This is a genomic window from Pseudomonas sp. SAS7 (assembly GCF_052112345.1).
GTDB lineage: Bacteria > Pseudomonadota > Gammaproteobacteria > Pseudomonadales > Pseudomonadaceae > Aquipseudomonas > Aquipseudomonas putida_Q.
The window spans coordinates 154,527-174,093 of record NZ_JBEGGO010000002.1 but is presented as its reverse complement, the minus strand read 5'-3'; the positions used below and the strand labels follow the sequence as shown (position 1 = coordinate 174,093).

Below are 19,567 nucleotides of genomic sequence, written 5' to 3'. Positions count from 1 at the left end.
TACTGCGCTGCATTCAAGGCCTGTGCGGTACTTGTGGGAGCTGGCTTGCCGGCGACAGGGCCAGCACAAGCCAATCAACCTTGGCCACATCGATCCCCTTTTGGCCGTTTGCGTCGTTCTCCGCCACTGACCCGCCCATGACAATGGACCCACGCCAGTACCCACCCGGAGAACAACAATGCTGACGATCTATTCCGATGACCACCGCCTGCACCACGGCCGCTGCGAGCTGATCGACGGCAAGCTGATGCCCTGCTTCGAAATGCCTTCGCGCGCCGACCATGTGCTCGACCAGGTGAAAAAGCGCAACCTCGGCGACGTCCAGGGCCCGACCGACTTCGGCCGTGCGCCATTGCTGCGCATCCACAGCGCCGACTACCTGGATTTCTTCGAAGGCGCCTGGGCCCGCTGGGCCGCACTGGGCCACGAAGGTGACCTGCTGCCCTTCACCTGGCCGGCCCGCACGCTACGCCAGGTGAAGCCCACCGGCCTGCATGGCGAACTGGGTTACTACAGTTTCGACGCCGGCGCCCCCATCACCGCGGGTACCTGGCAGGCTGCCTACAGTGCTGCGCAAGTCGCCCTCACCGCCCAGGCAGCGATCCAGCAAGGCGCCCATTCGGCCTTTGCCCTGTGCCGTCCGCCAGGGCACCACGCCGCGGGTGAAGTGATGGGCGGCTACTGCTACCTGAACAACGCTGCCATCGCCGCCCAGGCGTTCCTCGACCAGGGCAAGCGCAAAGTCGCCATCCTCGACGTCGACTACCACCACGGCAACGGCACCCAGGACATCTTCTACAGCCGCGACGATGTGTTCTTCGCCTCGATCCACGGCGACCCGCAGGACGAATTCCCGTTCTTCCTCGGCTATGCCGACGAAACCGGGGAAGGTGCCGGCGAGGGCTGCAACATCAATTACCCCTTGCCGGCCGGCAGCGACTGGGCCGCCTGGAACGCTGCGCTGGAAGATGCCTGCCAGCGCATCGCCAGCTATGACGCCGACGTGCTGGTCATCTCGTTGGGTGTGGACACGTTCAAGGATGACCCCATCTCCCAGTTCAAGCTCGACAGCCCGGACTACCTGGAAATGGGCAAGCGCATCGCCCAGCTCGGCAAGCCGACCCTGTTCGTGATGGAAGGCGGCTACGCTGTGGAAGAAATCGGTATCAACGCGGTCAATGTGCTGGAAGGCTTCCAGCGCGCCCAGCCAGGAGCCCGGTAATGGTCCGACTCAAGCGTCTGCTCGCCCCGTTCATCGCTGCCACCCTGTTCACCGGTGCCCTGCAAGCCCAGGCCGAGCAGCGCACCTTGCGTGTGTATAACTGGTTCGATTACATCACCCCGCAGACCTTGACCGACTTCCAGAAGGACAGCGGCGTCAAACTGATCTACGACATCTTCGACACCAACGAAGCGCTGGAGGCCAAGCTGCTCACCGGCAACTCCGGCTATGACGTGGTGGTGCCGTCCAACGTGTTCCTCGCCAAGCAGATCGAGGCCGGGGTATTCCAGCCGCTGGACCGCAGCAAGCTGCCAAACTGGCAACACCTGGACCCGGCGCTGATGAAGCTGATCGAGGCCAACGACCCGGGTAACAAGTTTGCCGTGCCGTACATGTACGGCACCGTGCTGATCGGCTTCAACCCGGCCAAGGTCAAGGCTGCGCTCGGCGACAATGCGCCGGTAGACAGCTGGGACCTGATCTTCAAGGAAGAGAACATCGCCAAGCTCAAGCAGTGCGGCGTGGCCCTGCTCGACTCGCCTTCGGAAATTCTGCCGCTGGCCCTGCAGTACCTGGGCTTGCCACCGAACAGTGACAAACCGGCCGACTACAAGAAGGCTGAGGCACTGATGCTGAAGATTCGCCCGTACATCACCTACTTCCACTCCTCGAAGTACATGGCAGACATCGCCAATGGCGATATCTGCGTGGCGGTGGGCTACAGCGGCAGCTTCTCGCAGGCCGCCAACCGCGCCCGCGAAGCCAAGAACGACGTGGTGGTGGACATGCGCCTGCCCAAGGAAGGCGCGCCGATCTGGTTCGACATGCTGGCGATTCCAAAGAATGCGGCCAACCCGGGAGATGCCCACACGTTCATCAATTACCTGCTGCGGCCAGAGGTGATTGCGCCGATCAGCGACTTTGTCGGGTACCCCAACCCGAACAAGGATGCGACCGACAAGGTGAACCCGGCGATTCGCAACAACCCCAACCTGTACCCGACGGCAGAGGCGATGGCCAAGCTGTATACCCTCAAGCCATTGGCGAGGGATGCAGAGCGGGCCAGGACCCGGGCCTGGACGCGGATCAAGTCCGGCACCTGAGTCGCCCGCTCCCACATTGTTCGCATGCCACGCGGACTCTGTGGGAGCTGGCTTGCCGGCGATTGGGCCGCACAGCGGCCCCATTCACCTTCTCCAGGCCTTACGCAGTTTCATCAGCGCCTCGGCAATCTCCCCCTCTGGCACCGCCGCGAAGCCCAGCACCAGCCCCGCCCGCTTATCCACAGGCACCTCGCTGTCCGCCAACCAGAAATTACTCAGCGGCGTAACCTCCACACCCACCGCTTCAGCCTTGGCCACGAGTTCCTGCTCCCGCGCAAAGTTATCCACATCAACCTTCACATGCAGCCCGGCCGCCACTGCTGGCATGGCGCCCAAACCTGCAATATCCACAGGCCAGCCTGCCTTGAGCACATTGCGTCGGCTCAACGCTGCCTTGCGCATGCGCCGGATATGCCGCTGAAAGTGCCCGCGGGCGATGAACTCGGCCATCACGCATTGGCTGCTGACCTCAGAATGGCGCACCGCAAGGGCCTTGCCCTGGCTGAACGCCTGCGCCAACTGCGGTGGGAGCACCAGATAGCCCAGGCGCAGCGCCGGGAAGGCAATCTTGCCGAAGGTGCCGACGTACAGTACCCGCCCGTGCCGGTCGAGCGCCGCCAACGGGGCCAAGGGCGCGCCGCTGTATCGGTACTCGCCGTCGTAGTCGTCCTCGATGATCCAGCCATCGTTGCGGTCAGCCCAGGCCAGCAGTTCCAGGCGACGCGCCAGGCTCATGGTTACCCCGGTCGGGTACTGGTGAGCAGGCGTCACGTAGGCCAGGCGGCAACCCTCCAACTGCCCGAGCCGGCCGCAGTCCATCCCCTCTTCATCCACCGGTACGCCAAGCACTCGGCCACCCGCCAGTGCGAAGGCATGGCCAGCCGCCCGATAGCCCGGGTTTTCCACAGCCACCGCGTCACCTGGCTGCAACAGCAACTGTGCACAAAGGCTGATGGCCTGCTGTGCACCACTGGTGATCACAATTTGTTCAGCCATGCAACTCAACCCACGCGATCGACGCAAGTAGGCAGCGATCAGTTCGCGCAGCATCGGCTCGCCCGCCGGGTCGCCATAACCCAGTTGTGCGGGGCTCGGATTACGCCAGAAACCCGCCTGCAGCTTGGCCCAGACGTCAAACGGGAACAGGTCGAATGCGGGAATACCCACGCGAAAAGCACGCGGCTGGCCGCTTCTTGGCGGCGGCAAGTGGTTGGTTTTCAGCCGCTGCAAAGCTTCACTGGAACGTCGGTTGCTGGATAAATCCTCAGTGTCTTTTACTGAAAATGTGGACAAGTCTGTTGATAACCCATGGGATAACCCTGTGGATACTTGTGTGGATAGTTTTGGTAGCCGGCTTACATAGGTGCCATCGCCCACCCGGCTTTCGATGTAGCCCTCGGCGTACAACTGGTCATAGGCCCGCACCACGCTGTTGCGTGACAGCACCAGCATGGTGGCCAACTCGCGGGTGGCCGGCAGCCGGGTACCGCTGCTCAAGCGGCCGTCCAGCACCCTCGCACGCAGCGCCTGGTAAAGCTGCTGGCTGAGCCCGCGGCGGCGGTCCAGGGCGATCCCGGAAGGGTCGAAAGGCAAAACGAGGGGGCTTTCGCTCATGCTATTGGACCTATCAAATAAGGCTTTAATGGCTCTTACCCAGAACCAATAGCCTGCCTAGGATGGCACCATTGCACAAGGAAACCGAGCATGTACAACAGCAAACCGCACCAGGAACACGACCTCGGCCGCCTTCACCAGCACATGCTCGACACCCGCCTTGCCGTGCTGGTCAGCCAAGGCGAGCAAGGCCTGCTGGCCACACACCTGCCGGTGCTGGTCGATACCACCGAGGGCGAGTTCGGCACCGTCTATGCGCACCTGGCACGGGCCAATCGCCAATGGCAGGACCTGACACAAGGTGGCGAAGCCCTGCTGGTCTTCCCCGGCGCCGATTCCTATGTCAGCCCCAGCTACTACCCGAGCAAAGCCGACAACCCCAAAGTGGTGCCGACCTGGAACTACCTGGCGGTGCACGCTTATGGCCCGGCCGAAGTCATCCATGAAGCCGAGCCTCTGCTCGCTATCGTCAGCCGCCTGACCGAGCGCCATGAACAAGGCCGCAACGAACCGTGGAGCGTCGCCGATGCCCCGGCTGACTACATCGACGGCATGCTCCGCGCCATCGTCGGTATCCGCCTGCCCATCGCCCGCCTGCAAGGTGCGCGCAAGCTCAGCCAGAACCGCTCCGAGCAAGACATCGCCGGCGTGCGCGAAGGCCTGAGCGCCAGCCCCGATCAACTGGACAACCAACTCGCGGCGCACATGCGCCAACTGTGAAGGAATAGCCCCATGCCCAGCATTACCCTGCGCCCCGTCAGCGCCCAAGACCATGCCGCCTGGCTCGCCCTGTGGCAGGCCTACCTGCACTTCTATGAAACCGAGTTGGCCGATGAAGTCAGCCTGAGCACCTGGCAGCGCCTGCTCGACCCAAGTGAGCCGACCCATTCGGCACTGGCCTGGGTCGATGGCAAGGCGGTGGGGATGGTCAACTTCATCTACCATCGTTCCAACTGGAGCATCGAAAACTCCTGCTACCTGCAGGACCTGTACGTGGACAGCTCGCAACGCGGCCTGGGTATTGGTCGCCAGCTGATCGAGCACGTCTACACCACAGCCAAGGCCGACAACTGCGTCAAGGTTCACTGGCTGACCCACGAAACCAATGCCACCGCCATCAGCCTGTATCAGCAGGTTGCCGAGCGCTCGGGCTTCATCCAATTCCGCAAAGGCTTGTAGGCCGAACATGACAGACGCATTGAACTGGAAACCCGCCGCAACGCCCGAGGCCGAGCCTATTGACGGCCGCTTCATCCGCCTGGAAAAGCTCGACCCGGCGCGCCATGGCGACGACCTCTGGGAAGTGCTGCAAGGCCCAACCGCCGACCCGGTGCTGTGGGACTACCTGCCCTATGGCCCGTTCGCCGAACGTGCTGCCTTCGACCGCTGGCTGGAAGGCAACGCCGCGGGGCGCGACCCGCTGTTCTACACCGTCATCGACCGCCCCAGCGGCCAGGCCCAAGGCATTCTCAGCCTGATGTCGATCGTGCCCGACCACGGCCGCATCGAAATCGGCCACATCGCCTTCGGCGCCGCCATGCAGCGCACACCCAAGGGCACCGAGGCGGTGTACCTGCTGGGCAAGCTGGGCTTCGAACTGGGCAACCGCCGGCTGGAGTGGAAGTGCAACAATGCCAACGCGCGCTCCAAGCGCGCGGCTGAACGGTTCGGCTTCGTCTACGAAGGGGTATTCCGCAAGCACCTGGTGGTGAAGGACCATAACCGCGATACGGCGTGGTATTCGATTACCGATGATGAGTGGCCGGCGGTGGCTGCCGGGTTCGAGCGGTGGTTGAGTGAGGAAAATCAGCAGCCGGGAGGCCAGGTAGAAACGCTTGAGGCATGCCGCAAAGGCTGAGGATGATATTGAACCTGCCGGCCTCTTCGCGGGTAAACCCGCGAAGAGGCCGGCAAATACAGCACAAAAAAAGGGGAGCATCCGCTCCCCAGAGGTTAACCGCTTGTAGATGAGGGCTTATCTCAGCCTTCGATCTCGATCAGGATCTCACCCGGCGTCACGCGATCGCCCTTGGCCACATGGATGGCCACGACCTTGCCGGCGATGGCCGCCTGCACTTCGGTTTCCATCTTCATGGCTTCGGTGATCAGCACGGCCTGGCCAGCCTTGACCACGTCACCTTCCTTGACCAGTACATCGACGATGTTGCCTGGCATGTTGGTGCTGACGTGGCCTGGGTCGGTGGCTTGCTTGCGCTTGCTGCCGCCGCCGACGAACTCGTTGAGTGGCTCGAACACCACTTCTTCCGGCATGCCGTCGATCGACAGGTAGAAGTGGCGCTTGCCTTCAGCCTTCACGCCAACGCCGGTGATGTCGACGCGGTAGGTTTCGCCGTGCACGTCGATGACAAATTCGGTCGGTACGCCTTCGCCGCCTGGCGCAGAAACGGCGCCAGCCTCCGGAATCGGCAACAGGGCTTCCGGGGTGAGAGTGCCGGCTTCGCGTTCTTCAAGGAACTTGCGGCCAATGTCCGGGAACATGGCAAAAGTCAGCACGTCCTCTTCGCAACGGGCCAAGGCGCCGATGTCGGTACGCAGCTTGGCCATCTCTGGCTTCAGCAAGTCGGCCGGGCGCACGTCGATCACTTCTTCGCTGCCGATGGCCTGGCGGCGCAGCTGCTCGTTGACCACACCCGGGGCCTTGCCGTAACCGCCTTGCAGGTACAGCTTCACTTCGTTGGTGATGGTCTTGTAGCGCTCGCCGGCCAGCACGTTGAAGAACGCCTGGGTGCCGACGATCTGCGAGGTCGGCGTCACCAGCGGCGGGAAGCCGAGGTCTTCACGCACACGCGGGATCTCTGCCAGCACTTCGTTCATGCGGTTGAGCGCGCCCTGCTCTTTCAGCTGGTTGGCCAGGTTGGAAATCATGCCGCCCGGCACCTGGTTGACCTGCACGCGGGTATCCACGGCGGTGAATTCGCTTTCGAACTGGTGGTACTTCTTGCGCACGGCGTAGAAGTACAAGCCGATTTCCTGCAGCAGCTCCAGGTCCAGGCCGGTGTCGAACTCGCTGCCCTTGAGCGCAGCAACCATCGACTCGGTACCCGGGTGGCTGGTGCCCCAGGCGAAGCTGGAGATCGCGGTGTCGATGTGGTCGGCGCCGTTTTCCACCGCTTTCAGCTGGCACATGGCGGCCAGGCCGGCGGTGTCGTGGGAGTGGATGAACACCGGCAGCGACTGCTCGGCCTTCAGCGCCTTGACCAGTTCACCAGCGGCGAATGGGGTCAGCAGGCCGGCCATGTCCTTGATTGCCACCGAGTCGCAACCCATGGCTTCCATCTGCTTGGCCTGGGCAACAAAGGCGTCGATGGTGTGCACAGGGCTGACCGTGTAGGCGATGGTGCCCTGGGCGTGCTTGCCGGCGGCCTTTACCGCTTCGATGGCCACGCGCAGGTTACGCACGTCGTTCATGGCGTCGAAGATGCGGAACACATCGATGCCGTTTACCGCAGCCTTGGCGACAAAGGCCTTGACCACGTCGTCGCTGTAGTGGCGGTAGCCCAGCAGGTTCTGGCCGCGCAGCAGCATTTGCAGGCGGGTGTTGGGCAGGGCTGCGCGCAGCTTGCGCAGGCGCTCCCATGGGTCTTCCTTGAGGAAGCGCACGCAGGCGTCGAAGGTGGCGCCGCCCCAGACTTCCAGCGACCAGTAGCCGACTTTGTCGAGCTTGTCGCAGATCGGCAGCATGTCTTCGGTACGCATGCGGGTGGCCAGCAGGGACTGGTGGGCGTCGCGCAGGATCGTGTCGGTTACGTGAATTTTCTTGGACATTATAGGTTTCCTCACAGGCCTGCGTGGGCGGCGATGGCGGCGGCGATGGCCAGGGCCAGCTCTTCGGGTTTGCGCTTGATCGAGTAGTTGGTCAGTTCAGGGTGGCTTTCGACGAAGCTGGTATTGAACTGGCCGCTACGGAATTCCGGGTTGCGCAGGATTTCCTGGTAGTAGGCGGCGGTGGTCTTCACCCCTTGCACGCGCATGTCGTCCAGGGCTCGCAGGCCGCGGTCCATGGCCTCTTCCCAGGTCAACGCCCACACCACCAGTTTCAGGCACATGGAGTCGTAGAACGGCGGAATGGTATAGCCGGTGTAGATCGCTGTATCGGTACGCACGCCCGGGCCGCCGGGGGCGTAGTAACGGGTGATCTTGCCGAAGCTGGGCAGGAAGTTGTTCTTCGGGTCTTCCGCGTTGATGCGGAACTGCAGCGCGTAACCGCGGTGCTGGATGTCTTCCTGCTTGACCGACAGCGGCAGGCCCGAGGCGATGCGAATCTGCTCACGGACAATGTCGATACCGGTGATTTCCTCGGTGATGGTGTGCTCCACCTGCACCCGGGTGTTCATTTCCATGAAGTACACCTCGCCATCGGCGAGCAGGAACTCCACGGTGCCGGCGTTCTCGTAGTTCACCGCCTTGGCCGCACGCACTGCCAGGTCGCCGATGTAGGCGCGCTGCTCGGGCGTGAGCTGGGGGCTTGGGGCAATTTCGATGAGCTTCTGGTTACGGCGCTGGATCGAGCAATCGCGCTCGAACAGGTGCACCACGTTGCCGAAGCTGTCACCGAGGATCTGTGCCTCGATGTGCTTGGGGTTGACGATGCACTTTTCCAGGAACACTTCGGCCGAACCAAAGGCCTTGGTGGCCTCGGAAATCACCCGTGGGAAGTTCTGTTCCAGCTCTTCGCGGCTGTTGCAACGGCGAATCCCGCGGCCGCCACCACCGGAAGTGGCCTTGAGCATTACCGGGTAACCGATGCGCTCACCTTCGCTCAAGGCTTCATGAATATCGGCAACGTTGCCTTCGGTGCCCGGGGTTACCGGCACACCGGCGGCGATCATGGTGCGGCGCGCTTCGGTCTTGTCGCCCATGCGGCGAATGACGTCAGCGGCCGGGCCGATGAACTTGATCCCGCGCTCGGCGCAGATCTCTGCCAGTTCAGCGTTTTCCGACAGGAAACCATAGCCCGGGTGCAGGGCATCACAGCCGGTTTCCACAGCCAGGTTCACCAGCTTGCGCGGGTTCAGGTAACCGGCCAGCGGCTCGGCACCAATGCTGTGGGCTTCGTCGGCGCGCTTGACGTGCAAGGCATGCCGGTCGGCGTCGGAATAGATCGCTACCGAGCGTATGCCCATCTCGGCGCAGGCACGCACGATCCGAACTGCGATTTCACCTCGGTTGGCGATCAGGATTTTTTTTATCACTGGAGTCTTCCCAAAGCCGTAGGAACAGTCGAGCCGGTTCTACCGGTCGGCGCGTGACCAGACGTTGCTGGCCAGTCGCATATTCACCCTAGCGCTGTGGATCGATAAACAAAAATCAATATTTGTTAGGGGCAGTATTAGCAAAAGCTTATAGTGCAGTAACAAGGTATTGCCGAAGGGCGGGTGTAAAATGCGTAAGTCCTTGATGCGTATGACTTTGCGTCAATTGCAGATCTTCAATGAGGTGTGCGATTTGCGCTCGTACAGCCGTGCGGCGGAGGAGATGTCGCTGACGCAACCCGCCGTTAGTCTACAGATCCGCCAGCTCGAAGAGTTGATCGGCCAGCCGCTGTTCGAGTATGTGGGCAAGAAGCTGTACCTGACCGAAGCGGCCGAAGCCCTGCAACGCGCCAGCCGCGACATCTTCGGGCGCCTCGAAAGCCTGGACATGCAGCTGTCGGACATGCAGGGCTCATTGCAGGGGCAGCTCAAGCTGGCGATCGAGTCCAGCGCCAAGTACTTCGTGCCACACCTGTTCGCCGCCTTCAAGCAGCGTCACCCGGAGGTCAACCTGACCCTGACGGTGGTCAATCGGGCCCAGGCCATCCGCCGCCTTTCGGATAACCGCGACGACATCATCATCATGTCGATGGTGCCGCAGGACATGGGCCTGGAGTTTCTGCCGTTCCTCAACAACCCGATCATCGCGGTGGCACCGCCCGAGCACCCCCTGTGCAAGCTGGAGCAGCTGCGCCTTCAGGACCTGGAGCCTCATACCCTGCTGGTACGCGAGCAAGGCTCAGGCACGCGCAAGGCCTGCGAGGAGTATTTCAAGGACAAACGCGTGCATTTCACCCAGACCCTGGAAGTGGCCTCGGCCGATGCCCAGCGCGAGTGCGTGATCGCCGGCCTGGGGATCGCCCTGCTGACCCGCCATGCGGTCAACCTGGAACTGGCCACGGGTGCGTTGAAGGAGCTACCGGTGGAAGAGCTGCCGCTGTATCGCAGCTGGTGCGTGGTGCAGTCCAAGGCCAAGCGGCAGTCGCCGGTGGCCTTGGCGTTTCTGGCGTTCATCCGCAGCGAACGTGCGCTGATCAGCGCGCTTGTTGAGCGTTTTTCGGGGAAGTTGCCGCCGAAGACTGCCACACTGTGAGTGCTTGCAACTCGGGATAATCCACCAGGTCGCGCAGCAGTTGACGTTGGTCGCAATACACCTCGATCGCGCGGCGGTATTCCATGCGGCGCTGATCCTTTTCCTGCTGCTTGCGAGCTTTGGCGTTGGGTTGGTAGATACCGTCGTGGTCACGTGCCATTGCCTGTCTCCCAGATAGGATGCGGGAGTTTCAGACTGGCCTTGAAGGTTTACGGTTTGGCTGTGGAATGGTGACAAAACAGTTAAATCTGCTTCGCCTATGCTGGCCCTTTCGCGGGTAAACCCGCTCCCACGGGGAGAGCGCCGACTTCAAGAGGTGCGCAGTACCTGTGGGAGCGGGTTTACCCGCGAAAGGGCCTGCGCTGACAAAGAAAATCAGTCGTCTGTAGCCTTGATCGACTTGGGCGACAAACGCAGGCTGCGCAAGCTGCGCTTCACGCTTTTCAGGTGGTTGACCAGGCTCGGGCCGCGCGCCATGGCCACGCCCATGGCCAACACGTCGATTACCACCAGGTGAGCGATACGCGAGGTCAGCGGGGTGTAGATTTCGGTGTCCTCATGCACGTCGATCGCCAGGTTCACGGTCGACAGCTCGGCCAGCGGCGTCTGGCTTGGGCACAATGTAATCAGGTTGGCACCGCTCTCACGCACCAGGTTGGCAGTGATCAGCAGGTCCTTGGAACGGCCGGACTGGGAAATGCACACCGCCACATCGCCAGGCCTCAAGGTTACTGCCGACATCGCCTGCATGTGCGGGTCGGAATACGCGGCCGCACTGAGCAGCAGGCGGAAGAACTTGTGCTGGGCGTCCGCCGCGACCGCGCCGGAGGCACCAAAGCCATAGAACTCCACACGCTGCGCCTGGGCCATGGCGCTCACGGCCTGTTGCAGCGCATGCGGGTCGAGGTGCTCGCGCACTTCCATCAACGTGTGCAGGGTGGTGTCGAAAATCTTCAGGCTGTAGTCGGCAACCGAGTCGTCTTCATGAATGGCGAACTGGCCAAAACTGGCCCCGGCGGCCAGGCTCTGCGCCAGTTTCAATTTCAGGTCCTGGAAGCCCGAGCAACCGATGGCCCGGCAAAAGCGCACGATGGTCGGTTCGCTGATACCCACGCTGTGCGCCAGGTCGGCCATGGAGCTGTGCATGACCGCAGCCGGGTCGAGCAGCACGTGGTCGGCCACTTTGAGTTCCGATTTGCGCAGCAGGTGGCGCGATTGGGCGATATGTTGCAACAGATTCACGGGCTGGACTCGGTTATGATCGACTGGCCGGGTTGTAGCTTTCTTGTAGTTATACTACATGGACGCCAACCCGCCCAGTTAAACGAACGTGGAGAGTGGCGGTTTGACTATTCCTTGCGACATTCTGGTGTTCGGTGGCACAGGCGATCTGGCCCTGCACAAACTCCTCCCGGCGCTCTATCACTTGTATCGCGAGGCGCGCCTGAACAACGCGGTACGCATCATCGCCCTCGCCCGCCGCAACATAAGCCGTAACGAATATCTCAAGCTCGCAGAACGCCATTGCCGAGCGCAGATTGCCCGCAACGATTTCGACGAAGATGTATGGCAACGCTTTGCCGCGCGCCTCGACTACTTCCCCATGGATGCGTCGCAAAGCGCCGACTTCGGCCGCCTGGCGCGCTACCTGGGCGAACCTGGCGGGCTGACGCGCATTTTCTACCTGGCCACCGCTCCCAACCTGTTCGTGCCGATTGCCAATCACCTGCGTAACGCAGGCCTGGCCGACCCCGAAGCGCGCATCGTGCTGGAAAAGCCGATCGGCCACTCGCTGGCCTCGGCCACCGCCATCAACGAAGCGATTGGCGCAGTGTTCGACGAAAACCAGGTATTTCGCATCGACCACTACCTGGGCAAGGAAACCGTGCAGAACCTCATGGCCCTGCGCTTCGCCAACGCCCTATTGGAGCCGGTGTGGCGCAACAATCAGGTCGACCACGTACAGATCAGCGTTTGCGAAACCCTGGGGGTGGAGAACCGCGGCGCTTACTACGACCGCGCCGGGGCAACCCGCGACATGCTGCAAAACCACCTGTTGCAGCTGCTGTGCCTGGTGGCCATGGAGCCACCTGCGCAGTTCGAGGCCGAAGCGGTGCGCGACGAAAAGGTGAAGATCCTGCGGGCCCTCAAGCCGATCACTGGCCAGGACGTGCAGGACAAGACCGTGCGCGGCCAGTACGGTGCGGGGCACATCGGCGGCCAGGAGGTGCCGGCTTACTACTTCGAAAAGGACGTCGACAACGACAGCGATACCGAAACCTTCGTGGCCATCGAAGCGCACATCGACAACTGGCGCTGGGCAGGTGTGCCGTTCTATCTACGCACCGGCAAGCGCATGGCACGGCGCTCGTCGCAGATCGTCATTCAATTCAAGCCGGTACCCCACGAGCTGTTCAGCGGTGGCCAGGTCAACCAGCTATTGATCCAGCTGCAACCGGATGAGCGCATCAGCCTGCGCATGATGACCAAGAGCCCAGGCAGGGGCATGCGGCTGGAACCGGTTGAACTGGACCTGAACCTGGCCCAGGTATTCAGCCAGACCCGCCGTTGGGAAGCTTACGAACGGCTGCTGCTGGACATCGTGGAGGGTGATTCGACACTGTTCATGCGCCGCGATGAAGTCGAGGCAGCCTGGCACTGGGTCGACCCGGTAATAAAGGGTTGGCAGGAGCACTTTCAGGCGCCCCGCCACTATGCCGCCGGCAGCAATGGCCCGGAACAGGCCGGTAGCCTGCTGGCCAGGCATGGCAGGCATTGGTACAGCTGAAGCGCTTCGCTCTGCTGTGCCGGTAGGTGCTGCAAGCAATCTGTCGTTCGGAAGGTGCATACCGCGCTTTCCAGGACAGGAGTTTTACCATGATCATCGAATGCAAAGACTGGCAAGCCCAGCACGACAAGATGCCACCAGGCGCTCGCCTGCGGGTGAACGGGACCATCACCGTAAGCCACCCAGGCGTAGTACCGGTACTGGTCAAGCGCAGAAAGCAGGACAGGTCCTTTGCACTGGCCCTGGAGCTTGAACTGCAGCAACAGGACGGTAACTTCATGCAGGTTGTCTGCGACAAGCAAGTGACGTTCGAAACCCAAGACGAGCACGGTCTGATCCCGCGGGTGGACATTATCCACGACGGTAAACTGATCGCCAGCATCACCGACATCGTGGAAACCCATTGATGTAGACGCGGTGGCCACTGCAAGCGCATCGCCTGTAGTGGCCGCTTTGTATGTTTGGCAGGGTGAATATTTATACAGTGCCATTTACCCTTCCCCTGCTGCGCCCTAGAATGGCCCGATGCACACAGATGACCTCTCCCTCCTGCTGAACTCCCTCAACGATGCTCAACGCCAGGCCGTCGCGGCCAAGCTCGGGCGTCAACTGGTGCTTGCTGGCGCCGGCTCCGGTAAAACCCGCGTGCTGGTGCACCGCATCGCCTGGCTGATCCAGGTGGAGCAGGCATCGCCGCACTCGATCCTGTCGGTGACCTTCACCAACAAGGCGGCGGCAGAAATGCGCCACCGGATCGAGCAACTGCTGGGGATCAACCCGGCAGGCATGTGGGTCGGCACCTTCCACGGCCTGGCCCATCGCCTGCTGCGGGCCCACTGGCAGGAAGCGCGGCTGGTGCAGAACTTCCAGATCCTCGACAGCGATGACCAGCAGCGCCTGATCAAGCGGGTCATGCGCGAGCTGGGCCTGGACGAGCAGAAGTGGCCGGCACGCCAGGCCCAGTGGTTCATCAATGGGCAGAAGGACGAAGGCCTGCGCCCGCAGCATATCCAGGCGGGGGGCGACCTGTTCCTGGCGACCATGCGCGAGGTGTATAGCGCCTACGAACAGGCCTGTGAGCGCGCCGGGGTCATCGACTTCTCCGAACTGTTGCTGCGCGCCCTGGACCTGTGGCGCGACCACCCGGGCCTGCTTGAGCACTACCAGCGGCGCTTCCAGCATGTGCTGGTAGACGAATTCCAGGATACCAACGCCGTGCAGTACGCCTGGCTGCGCCTGCTGGCGCGCGGTGGTGCCAGCCTGATGGCGGTGGGCGACGACGACCAGTCGATCTACGGCTGGCGCGGTGCCAAGATCGAGAACATTCACCAGTACACCGCCGACTTCCCCGACGCCGAAATGATCCGCCTGGAGCAGAACTACCGCTCCACCGGAGGCATCCTCAAGGCCGCCAACGCCCTCATCGTCAACAACACCGGGCGCCTGGGCAAGGAACTGTGGACCGACATGGGCGAAGGCGAACCGCTGACCCTGTACGCGGCCTACAACGAACACGACGAAGCGCGCTACGTGGTGGAAACCATCGAAAGCCTGGTCAAGCAGGGCAATGCGCGCAACGAAATCGCTATTTTGTACCGTTCCAACGCCCAATCGCGGGTGCTGGAAGAAGCCCTGCTGCGCGAGCGTATCCCCTACCGTATCTATGGTGGCCAGCGCTTCTTCGAACGCGCCGAAATCAAGAACGCCATGGCGTACCTGCGGCTGATCGAAGGGCGTGGCAACGACGCTGCGCTGGAGCGGGTGATCAACGTGCCGCCACGCGGTATTGGCGAGAAAACCGTCGAAGCCATCCGCGAGCATGCCCGCCACAGCCAGCTGTCGATGTGGGAAGCCATGTGCCAGCTGCTGGCGGCCAAGGCTATGAAGGGCCGCGCCGCCAGCGCTCTGGGTGCATTCATCGAGCTGATCGAGGGGTTGGCTGCCAAGGTCACGGACATGCCGCTGCATACCATGACCCAGACCACCATCGAGCAGTCCGGGCTGATTACCTATCACCAGGAAGAAAAGGGTGAAAAGGGCCAGGCACGGGTAGAAAACCTTGAGGAACTGGTGAGCGCGGCGCGCAACTTCGAGTCCACCGACGAAGACGCCGATCTCTCGCCGCTCTCGGCCTTCCTCGGCCATGCCTCGCTCGAAGCCGGCGATACCCAGGCCGACGAGCATGAGGACAGCGTGCAGCTGATGACCTTGCACAGCGCCAAGGGCCTGGAGTTCCCGTATGTGTTCCTGGTGGGCATGGAAGAAGGCCTGTTCCCGCACAAGATGAGCCTGGAAGAGCCCGGCCGCCTGGAAGAGGAACGCCGCCTGGCCTATGTGGGGATTACACGCGCCATGCGCCAGCTGGTCATGACCTACGCCGAAACACGTCGCCTGTATGGCAGCGAGACCTACAACAAGGTGTCGCGTTTCGTACGTGAAATTCCGGCAGGCCTGATTCAGGAAGTGCGCCTGTCCAACAGCGTCAGCCGCCCGTTCAGTGGGGCCAAGACGGCCACCAACAGCAACCTGTTCGCCAATGCCAACATTCCGCAGACGGCGTTCAACCTCGGTCAGCGTGTGCAACATGCAGTGTTTGGCGAAGGCGTGATCCTCAACTTCGAGGGTTCGGGCGCCCAGGCACGGGTGCAGGTGAACTTTGCCGAAGGCAGCAAGTGGCTGATGCTGGGGTATGCCAAGCTTGAGGCCATCTGAAGAACAAGGCCGCCCTGCCGGGGGGCCTTGTAACATTCAGGCAAAAGCTCGAAACACTATGTCGCTGGTCATGTGCCCGGGAACCTGTGCACCATGACGCGCGTGCAATCCACAACAGGGGATATCCCACTTATGCAACGTTTTCTTAGCATCGCACTGGCGCTCTGCGTTGGCCTGACGCTGAGCCTGGACGCCAACGCCAAGCGTTTCGGCGGCGGCAAGAGCTCGGGCTCCGCGCCTATCCACCAGACCCGCCAGGCTACGCCAACCACGCCTGCCGCCGCACCGGCTGCCGCACCTGGTCGTGCAGCTCCGGCCGCCAGCGGTGCTTCGCGCTGGCTGGGCCCACTGGCCGGCCTGGCCGCCGGTGGCCTGCTGGCGTCCATGTTCATGGGCGACGGTTTCGAGGGCTTCCAGATCATGGACTTCCTGATCGTGGCGCTCATCGCCTTCCTGGTGTTCCGTTTCATTGCCGCACGCCGCCGCCAGCAGCAGCCGCAAGTGGCCATGCCAGGCCATGCGTCGATGCAGCGTGAAGCTCACAACCAGCCGGCACAGCCATCGGTGTTTGGTGGTTCGGCCGCACCTGCCGCTGCCCCGGTGATCAACGCCCCGGCCTGGTTCAACGAGCAAAGCTTCCTGGCTGCTGCCCGTAACCACTTCCAGTCGCTGCAGCAGCACTGGGATGCCAACGAAATGGACAAGATCACCGAGTTCGTTACCCCGCAAATGCTTGAGTTCCTCAAGCGTGAGCGTGCTGAACTGGGTGACGGCTTCCAGTCCACCTACATCGACAACCTCGAAGTACAGCTGGACGGTATCGACGACCGTGCCGACCGTACCGACGCCACCCTGACCTTCCGTGGCGTGTCGAAGAACTCGCGCTTCGACCAGGGCGAAGTGTTCAGCGAAAGCTGGCACATGGTTCGCGCCCCAGGCGAGAACCAGCCTTGGCTGGTCGCCGGTATCCGTCAAAACGGCTAACCGCAGCGTGCTGTACAAAAAAACCCCGGGCCTGTCCCGGGGTTTTTGCTTTTGCCAGAGTGGCCTACTAGGGTATAACGCGCAGCGTTGTCATCTAGGTCAGAGGAAGTGAACCGTGGAAGAAGTGATCGAACAACTCCGTGAAGCCAATCAGCCAGTGCCGGTGCCCCTGGAGCTTCCCGACGAGGACCAGCTGGTCGAAATCGAGGAAGAGCTGTTCATCAACATACCCTTCGTGTTCAAAGAGTTTCTGCTGACCGTCAGCGACGTGGTGTATGGCTCGCTGGAGCCGGTGACTGTCACCGACCCACAATCGCACACCTACCTGCCCGACGTCGCCGCCAACGCCTGGGATGCCGGCGTGCCGCGCGACCTGATTCCGCTGTGCCAGGACGGTGACAACTACTACTGCGTCGAAGAAGACGGCACCGTGGTGCTGTGGGATGCGGAAGAGGAAATCGCCGGTGAAGACAGCTGGGAGTCGGTGTGGCACTGGGCGCGGGATGTGTGGCTGGAGAGCTGATCCCCCCCCATTGCCTGGGTTACCACGATCCCTGTAGGAGCAGCCTTGCGCTGCGAAGAGGCCATTGCAGCCGCAGATAGTCGTTAGCCTTACCGGCCTCTTCGCAGCACAAGGCTGCTCCTACAAGTGATGTGTGATGTGAAAGAAGTTTGCTCCCACCAAGCCCGTTCACAGCCTGCAGCTGTAAAGTTTATGGCTTAGTGCCACCATCCTGATTAAAATCGCCAGGCTTTCTGCGCCTGGCGACATTGCTACCGCTCCATCCCCTCGGACGACGATGAAATCTTGCGCAGGGAGCATGGCTCCCTTCAGTGCGTATTCTCGCGACTGTTTTCCAGCGTCTCCAGCAAGGCAATCTGCATGCGCGTGTGCACGCGGATGAACCAGCGCCACAACAAGGCCACCACCACCGCGGCCACTACGGCAATGACCAACAGCAACTCGCTGGTGGGCAGAATGCTCGCCGACAATGCCGACAGCAGCAGGAAAATCACCAGCAGTGACAACAGCGGAATAACTTCGGCGATCACGCGGCGTACACGCTGGGTATGCCGCCCGGCCATTTCCGGCTTCACGCCCATTTCTGCCAGCAGCATCGACAGTGCCTTGAGCTTGCGATAGGCCGCGATCAGGAATGGCAGCGACAGCAACAACGCCGCCCCCCAGATCATCGCCTTCTGCTGGCTGACATCGCTGACCCACTCACTGAGCCAGTTGCCGATACGCTCTGCAAAGTAACCACCACTGAAGAAGATGGCGATCACCAGCGCCAGGTTCACCCCCACCTGCAGCAGGATGCGCCGGATCATCGCGGCCAGCATGGCGCTCTCGCCCTGCGGCTGGATGTTGCGCAACCATTCGCCATACAACGAAAGCACCCGCGCCAGGCGGCTGGGCACCACATTGCCAAGTTTCTGCGACAGCGGGTCGGCCGCACGGATCAGGTAAGGCGTCAACAGCGTGGTGATGGCCGATACTGCGACCGCCACCGGGTACAGGAAGTCGCTGGTCACCTGCAGCGTCATGCCCAGCGCGGCGATGATGAAGGAAAACTCGCCAATCTGCGAAAGACCCATGCCCACCCGCAGCGACGTGCGCCCGTCATTACCGGCAATGAACGCCCCCATGCCACAGGAGAGCATCTTGCCCAGCACCACCGCCAGGGTAATGACCACGATCGGCCAGGCGTAATCGACGAGTACCTGAGGGTCGATCATAAGGCCGATGGCGACGAAGAAGATGGCGCTGAACAGGTCGCGTACCGGCTCGATCAGGCGTTCGATCTTTAGCAACTGACGCGATTCGGCCATGATTGCGCCAATCAGGAAGGCGCCCAGCACCATGCTGTATTCCAGCTTCACCACCAACAGGCAGAAGCCGAAGCACAGGCCAAGCACGGTAATCAGCAGCATTTCGTTGCTTTCGAACTTGGCCACGTAGGCCAGCAGCCGCGGCACCAGCAGAATGCCGATGACCAAGGCAACGATCATGAACAGCGACAATTTTCCTACGGTGGAGAACACTTCCCCCGAGCTGACCGAGCCGCTGACAGCGATGCCTGACAGCAGGGCGATAATACCGATACCGAGGATGTCCTCCACGATCAGTACGCCGAAGATCAGCTGGGCGAAGCGCTCGTTCTTCATCTTCAGGTCGTTCAGTGCCTTGACGATGATGGTGGTCGAGGAAATGGCCAGGATCGCGCCGAGGAACAGTGAATCCATGGTGCTCCAGCCAAACCAGCGGCCGATCTCGAAACCGATCCAGATCATCAGCACGATTTCCAGGAACGCCGCGATAAACGCCGTGGCGCCAACCTTGAACAGCTTGCGCAGGCTGAATTCGAGCCCCAGGCAGAACATCAGGAAGATCACCCCCAGTTCAGCAAGGATCTTGATGGTGTCTTCGTCATGGATCAGGCCGAATGGCGGGGTGTGCGGGCCGATGATGAAGCCGGCGACAATGTAGCCCAGCACCACCGGCTGCTTGAGGCGGTGAAAAACAATGGTGACCACGCCAGCGACCAGCATGATGACTGCCAGGTCCTGGATGAAGCTGATGGCATGCATGGCGTGATACTCCTTTTCTCGTCTTTTTATGGATGCCTGGGCAGACCGCTCCTCTGCCAAGGCAAACCTGAGCGAGCAGCAAGTACATACTGTATTGAATACAGGAAAGCCCATGGTGCATGGGCGTACTCAGGTTAACATCGCACCTCGCCGCAAAAAGCCGGTGCAATATGCAGAAACAGATCG

The 19,567-nt window shown here is 61.8% G+C and carries 17 protein-coding genes; 11 read left to right on the top strand and 6 right to left on the bottom strand.

The genetic code is table 11. The features are described from left to right. Positions 1-178 precede the first annotated feature (178 nt). Together ABI582_RS04345 and ABI582_RS04340 are read left to right on the top strand one after the other, a co-directional pair. Positions 179-1,222 carry a histone deacetylase family protein gene (locus ABI582_RS04345; RefSeq protein ID WP_258910598.1) on the top strand — a complete coding sequence of 348 codons (1,044 nt, stop codon included), beginning with the start codon at positions 179-181 and terminating at the stop codon, positions 1,220-1,222. Then, complete coding sequence (locus ABI582_RS04340; RefSeq protein ID WP_442118497.1) at positions 1,222-2,325, top strand: polyamine ABC transporter substrate-binding protein; 1,104 nt, start codon at positions 1,222-1,224, stop codon at positions 2,323-2,325. Before ABI582_RS04345 ends, ABI582_RS04340 begins: the two co-directional genes overlap by 1 nt. 84 nt (positions 2,326-2,409) lie before the next feature. On the opposite strand, the gene pdxR is transcribed toward ABI582_RS04340, so the two are convergent. Further along, positions 2,410-3,939, bottom strand: a complete 1,530-nt coding sequence (gene pdxR / locus ABI582_RS04335; protein WP_442118496.1) for a MocR-like pyridoxine biosynthesis transcription factor PdxR — start codon at positions 3,937-3,939, stop codon at positions 2,410-2,412. Between the two features lie 90 nt (positions 3,940-4,029). Between pdxR and ABI582_RS04330 the strand changes: the two genes are divergently transcribed. Genes ABI582_RS04330 through ABI582_RS04320 form a run of 3 tightly spaced genes read left to right on the top strand, consistent with a single transcriptional unit; the run spans position 4,030 to position 5,797 of the window. Then, positions 4,030-4,659 (top strand): FMN-binding negative transcriptional regulator, encoded by a 630-nt coding sequence (locus ABI582_RS04330; protein ID WP_442118495.1) that lies wholly within the window; start codon positions 4,030-4,032, stop codon positions 4,657-4,659. Positions 4,660-4,671: 12 nt separating this feature from the next. Further along, positions 4,672-5,118 carry a GNAT family N-acetyltransferase gene (locus tag ABI582_RS04325; protein WP_442118494.1) on the top strand — a complete coding sequence of 149 codons (447 nt, stop codon included), beginning with the start codon at positions 4,672-4,674 and terminating at the stop codon, positions 5,116-5,118. 7 nt (positions 5,119-5,125) lie between these two features. Further along, positions 5,126-5,797: a GNAT family N-acetyltransferase gene (locus ABI582_RS04320; RefSeq protein ID WP_442118493.1), complete on the top strand. Its 672-nt coding sequence runs from the start codon at positions 5,126-5,128 to the stop codon at positions 5,795-5,797. Positions 5,798-5,919: 122 nt separating this feature from the next. On the opposite strand, the gene oadA is transcribed toward ABI582_RS04320, so the two are convergent. Together oadA and ABI582_RS04310 are read right to left on the bottom strand one after the other, a co-directional pair. Beyond that, positions 5,920-7,725, bottom strand: coding sequence for a sodium-extruding oxaloacetate decarboxylase subunit alpha (oadA, locus tag ABI582_RS04315; RefSeq protein WP_353457178.1), 1,806 nt, complete (start codon positions 7,723-7,725; stop codon positions 5,920-5,922). An 11-nt stretch (positions 7,726-7,736) separates the two neighbouring features. After that, on the bottom strand, positions 7,737-9,152 hold the full coding sequence (locus ABI582_RS04310; protein WP_016489867.1) for an acetyl-CoA carboxylase biotin carboxylase subunit: 1,416 nt from the start codon (positions 9,150-9,152) through the stop codon (positions 7,737-7,739). A gap of 190 nt (positions 9,153-9,342) precedes the next feature. On the opposite strand from ABI582_RS04310, the gene ABI582_RS04305 reads away from it, so the two are divergent. Continuing rightward, positions 9,343-10,305 (top strand): LysR family transcriptional regulator, encoded by a 963-nt coding sequence (locus ABI582_RS04305; protein WP_318014198.1) that lies wholly within the window; start codon positions 9,343-9,345, stop codon positions 10,303-10,305. Here ABI582_RS04305 and ABI582_RS04300 read toward each other — a convergent pair. Next, the gene (locus ABI582_RS04300) at positions 10,247-10,465 is read right to left on the bottom strand and encodes a PA3496 family putative envelope integrity protein (protein ID WP_080889157.1); all 219 of its coding nucleotides are present in this window, start codon (positions 10,463-10,465) and stop codon (positions 10,247-10,249) included. The genes ABI582_RS04305 and ABI582_RS04300 overlap by 59 nt on opposite strands. Before the next feature lie 215 nt (positions 10,466-10,680). Then, on the bottom strand, positions 10,681-11,547 hold the full coding sequence (hexR, locus tag ABI582_RS04295) for a transcriptional regulator HexR (RefSeq protein WP_016489869.1): 867 nt from the start codon (positions 11,545-11,547) through the stop codon (positions 10,681-10,683). A gap of 103 nt (positions 11,548-11,650) precedes the next feature. Here hexR and zwf point away from each other — a divergent pair, with 103 nt between their 5' ends. The 5 genes from zwf (at position 11,651) to ABI582_RS04270 (ending at position 17,312) form a co-directional block, all read left to right on the top strand. Then, the gene (gene zwf, locus ABI582_RS04290; RefSeq protein WP_442118492.1) at positions 11,651-13,093 is read left to right on the top strand and encodes a glucose-6-phosphate dehydrogenase; all 1,443 of its coding nucleotides are present in this window, start codon (positions 11,651-11,653) and stop codon (positions 13,091-13,093) included. 89 nt (positions 13,094-13,182) lie between these two features. Next, positions 13,183-13,500 (top strand): hypothetical protein, encoded by a 318-nt coding sequence (locus ABI582_RS04285; RefSeq protein ID WP_442118491.1) that lies wholly within the window; start codon positions 13,183-13,185, stop codon positions 13,498-13,500. A gap of 118 nt (positions 13,501-13,618) precedes the next feature. Then, on the top strand, positions 13,619-15,805 hold the full coding sequence (gene uvrD / locus ABI582_RS04280) for a DNA helicase II (protein ID WP_442118490.1): 2,187 nt from the start codon (positions 13,619-13,621) through the stop codon (positions 15,803-15,805). A gap of 132 nt (positions 15,806-15,937) precedes the next feature. Next, positions 15,938-16,789, top strand: coding sequence for a Tim44 domain-containing protein (locus ABI582_RS04275; RefSeq protein ID WP_442118489.1), 852 nt, complete (start codon positions 15,938-15,940; stop codon positions 16,787-16,789). A 115-nt stretch (positions 16,790-16,904) separates the two neighbouring features. Beyond that, positions 16,905-17,312, top strand: a complete 408-nt coding sequence (locus ABI582_RS04270; protein WP_016489874.1) for an SMI1/KNR4 family protein — start codon at positions 16,905-16,907, stop codon at positions 17,310-17,312. A 308-nt stretch (positions 17,313-17,620) separates the two neighbouring features. Here the strand turns inward: ABI582_RS04270 and ABI582_RS04265 are convergent, their stop codons facing one another. Continuing rightward, positions 17,621-19,381 carry a cation:proton antiporter gene (locus tag ABI582_RS04265; protein WP_442118488.1) on the bottom strand — a complete coding sequence of 587 codons (1,761 nt, stop codon included), beginning with the start codon at positions 19,379-19,381 and terminating at the stop codon, positions 17,621-17,623. Positions 19,382-19,567: the final 186 nt, after the last annotated feature.

What these genes read in the sequence shown, in the direction of transcription:
- ABI582_RS04305 (WP_318014198.1), top strand. Translation starts at nt 9,343, where the DNA reads ATGCGTAAGTCCTTGATGCGTATGACTTTGCGTCAATTGCAGATCTTC.
- ABI582_RS04300 (WP_080889157.1), bottom strand. Translation starts at nt 10,465, where the DNA reads ATGGCACGTGACCACGACGGTATCTACCAACCCAACGCCAAAGCTCGC.
- oadA (WP_353457178.1), bottom strand. Translation starts at nt 7,725, where the DNA reads ATGTCCAAGAAAATTCACGTAACCGACACGATCCTGCGCGACGCCCAC.
- uvrD (WP_442118490.1), top strand. Translation starts at nt 13,619, where the DNA reads ATGCACACAGATGACCTCTCCCTCCTGCTGAACTCCCTCAACGATGCT.
- ABI582_RS04330 (WP_442118495.1), top strand. Translation starts at nt 4,030, where the DNA reads ATGTACAACAGCAAACCGCACCAGGAACACGACCTCGGCCGCCTTCAC.
- ABI582_RS04285 (WP_442118491.1), top strand. Translation starts at nt 13,183, where the DNA reads ATGATCATCGAATGCAAAGACTGGCAAGCCCAGCACGACAAGATGCCA.
- ABI582_RS04275 (WP_442118489.1), top strand. Translation starts at nt 15,938, where the DNA reads ATGCAACGTTTTCTTAGCATCGCACTGGCGCTCTGCGTTGGCCTGACG.
- ABI582_RS04340 (WP_442118497.1), top strand. Translation starts at nt 1,222, where the DNA reads ATGGTCCGACTCAAGCGTCTGCTCGCCCCGTTCATCGCTGCCACCCTG.
- ABI582_RS04345 (WP_258910598.1), top strand. Translation starts at nt 179, where the DNA reads ATGCTGACGATCTATTCCGATGACCACCGCCTGCACCACGGCCGCTGC.
- ABI582_RS04320 (WP_442118493.1), top strand. Translation starts at nt 5,126, where the DNA reads ATGACAGACGCATTGAACTGGAAACCCGCCGCAACGCCCGAGGCCGAG.
- ABI582_RS04325 (WP_442118494.1), top strand. Translation starts at nt 4,672, where the DNA reads ATGCCCAGCATTACCCTGCGCCCCGTCAGCGCCCAAGACCATGCCGCC.
- ABI582_RS04265 (WP_442118488.1), bottom strand. Translation starts at nt 19,381, where the DNA reads ATGCATGCCATCAGCTTCATCCAGGACCTGGCAGTCATCATGCTGGTC.
- pdxR (WP_442118496.1), bottom strand. Translation starts at nt 3,939, where the DNA reads ATGAGCGAAAGCCCCCTCGTTTTGCCTTTCGACCCTTCCGGGATCGCC.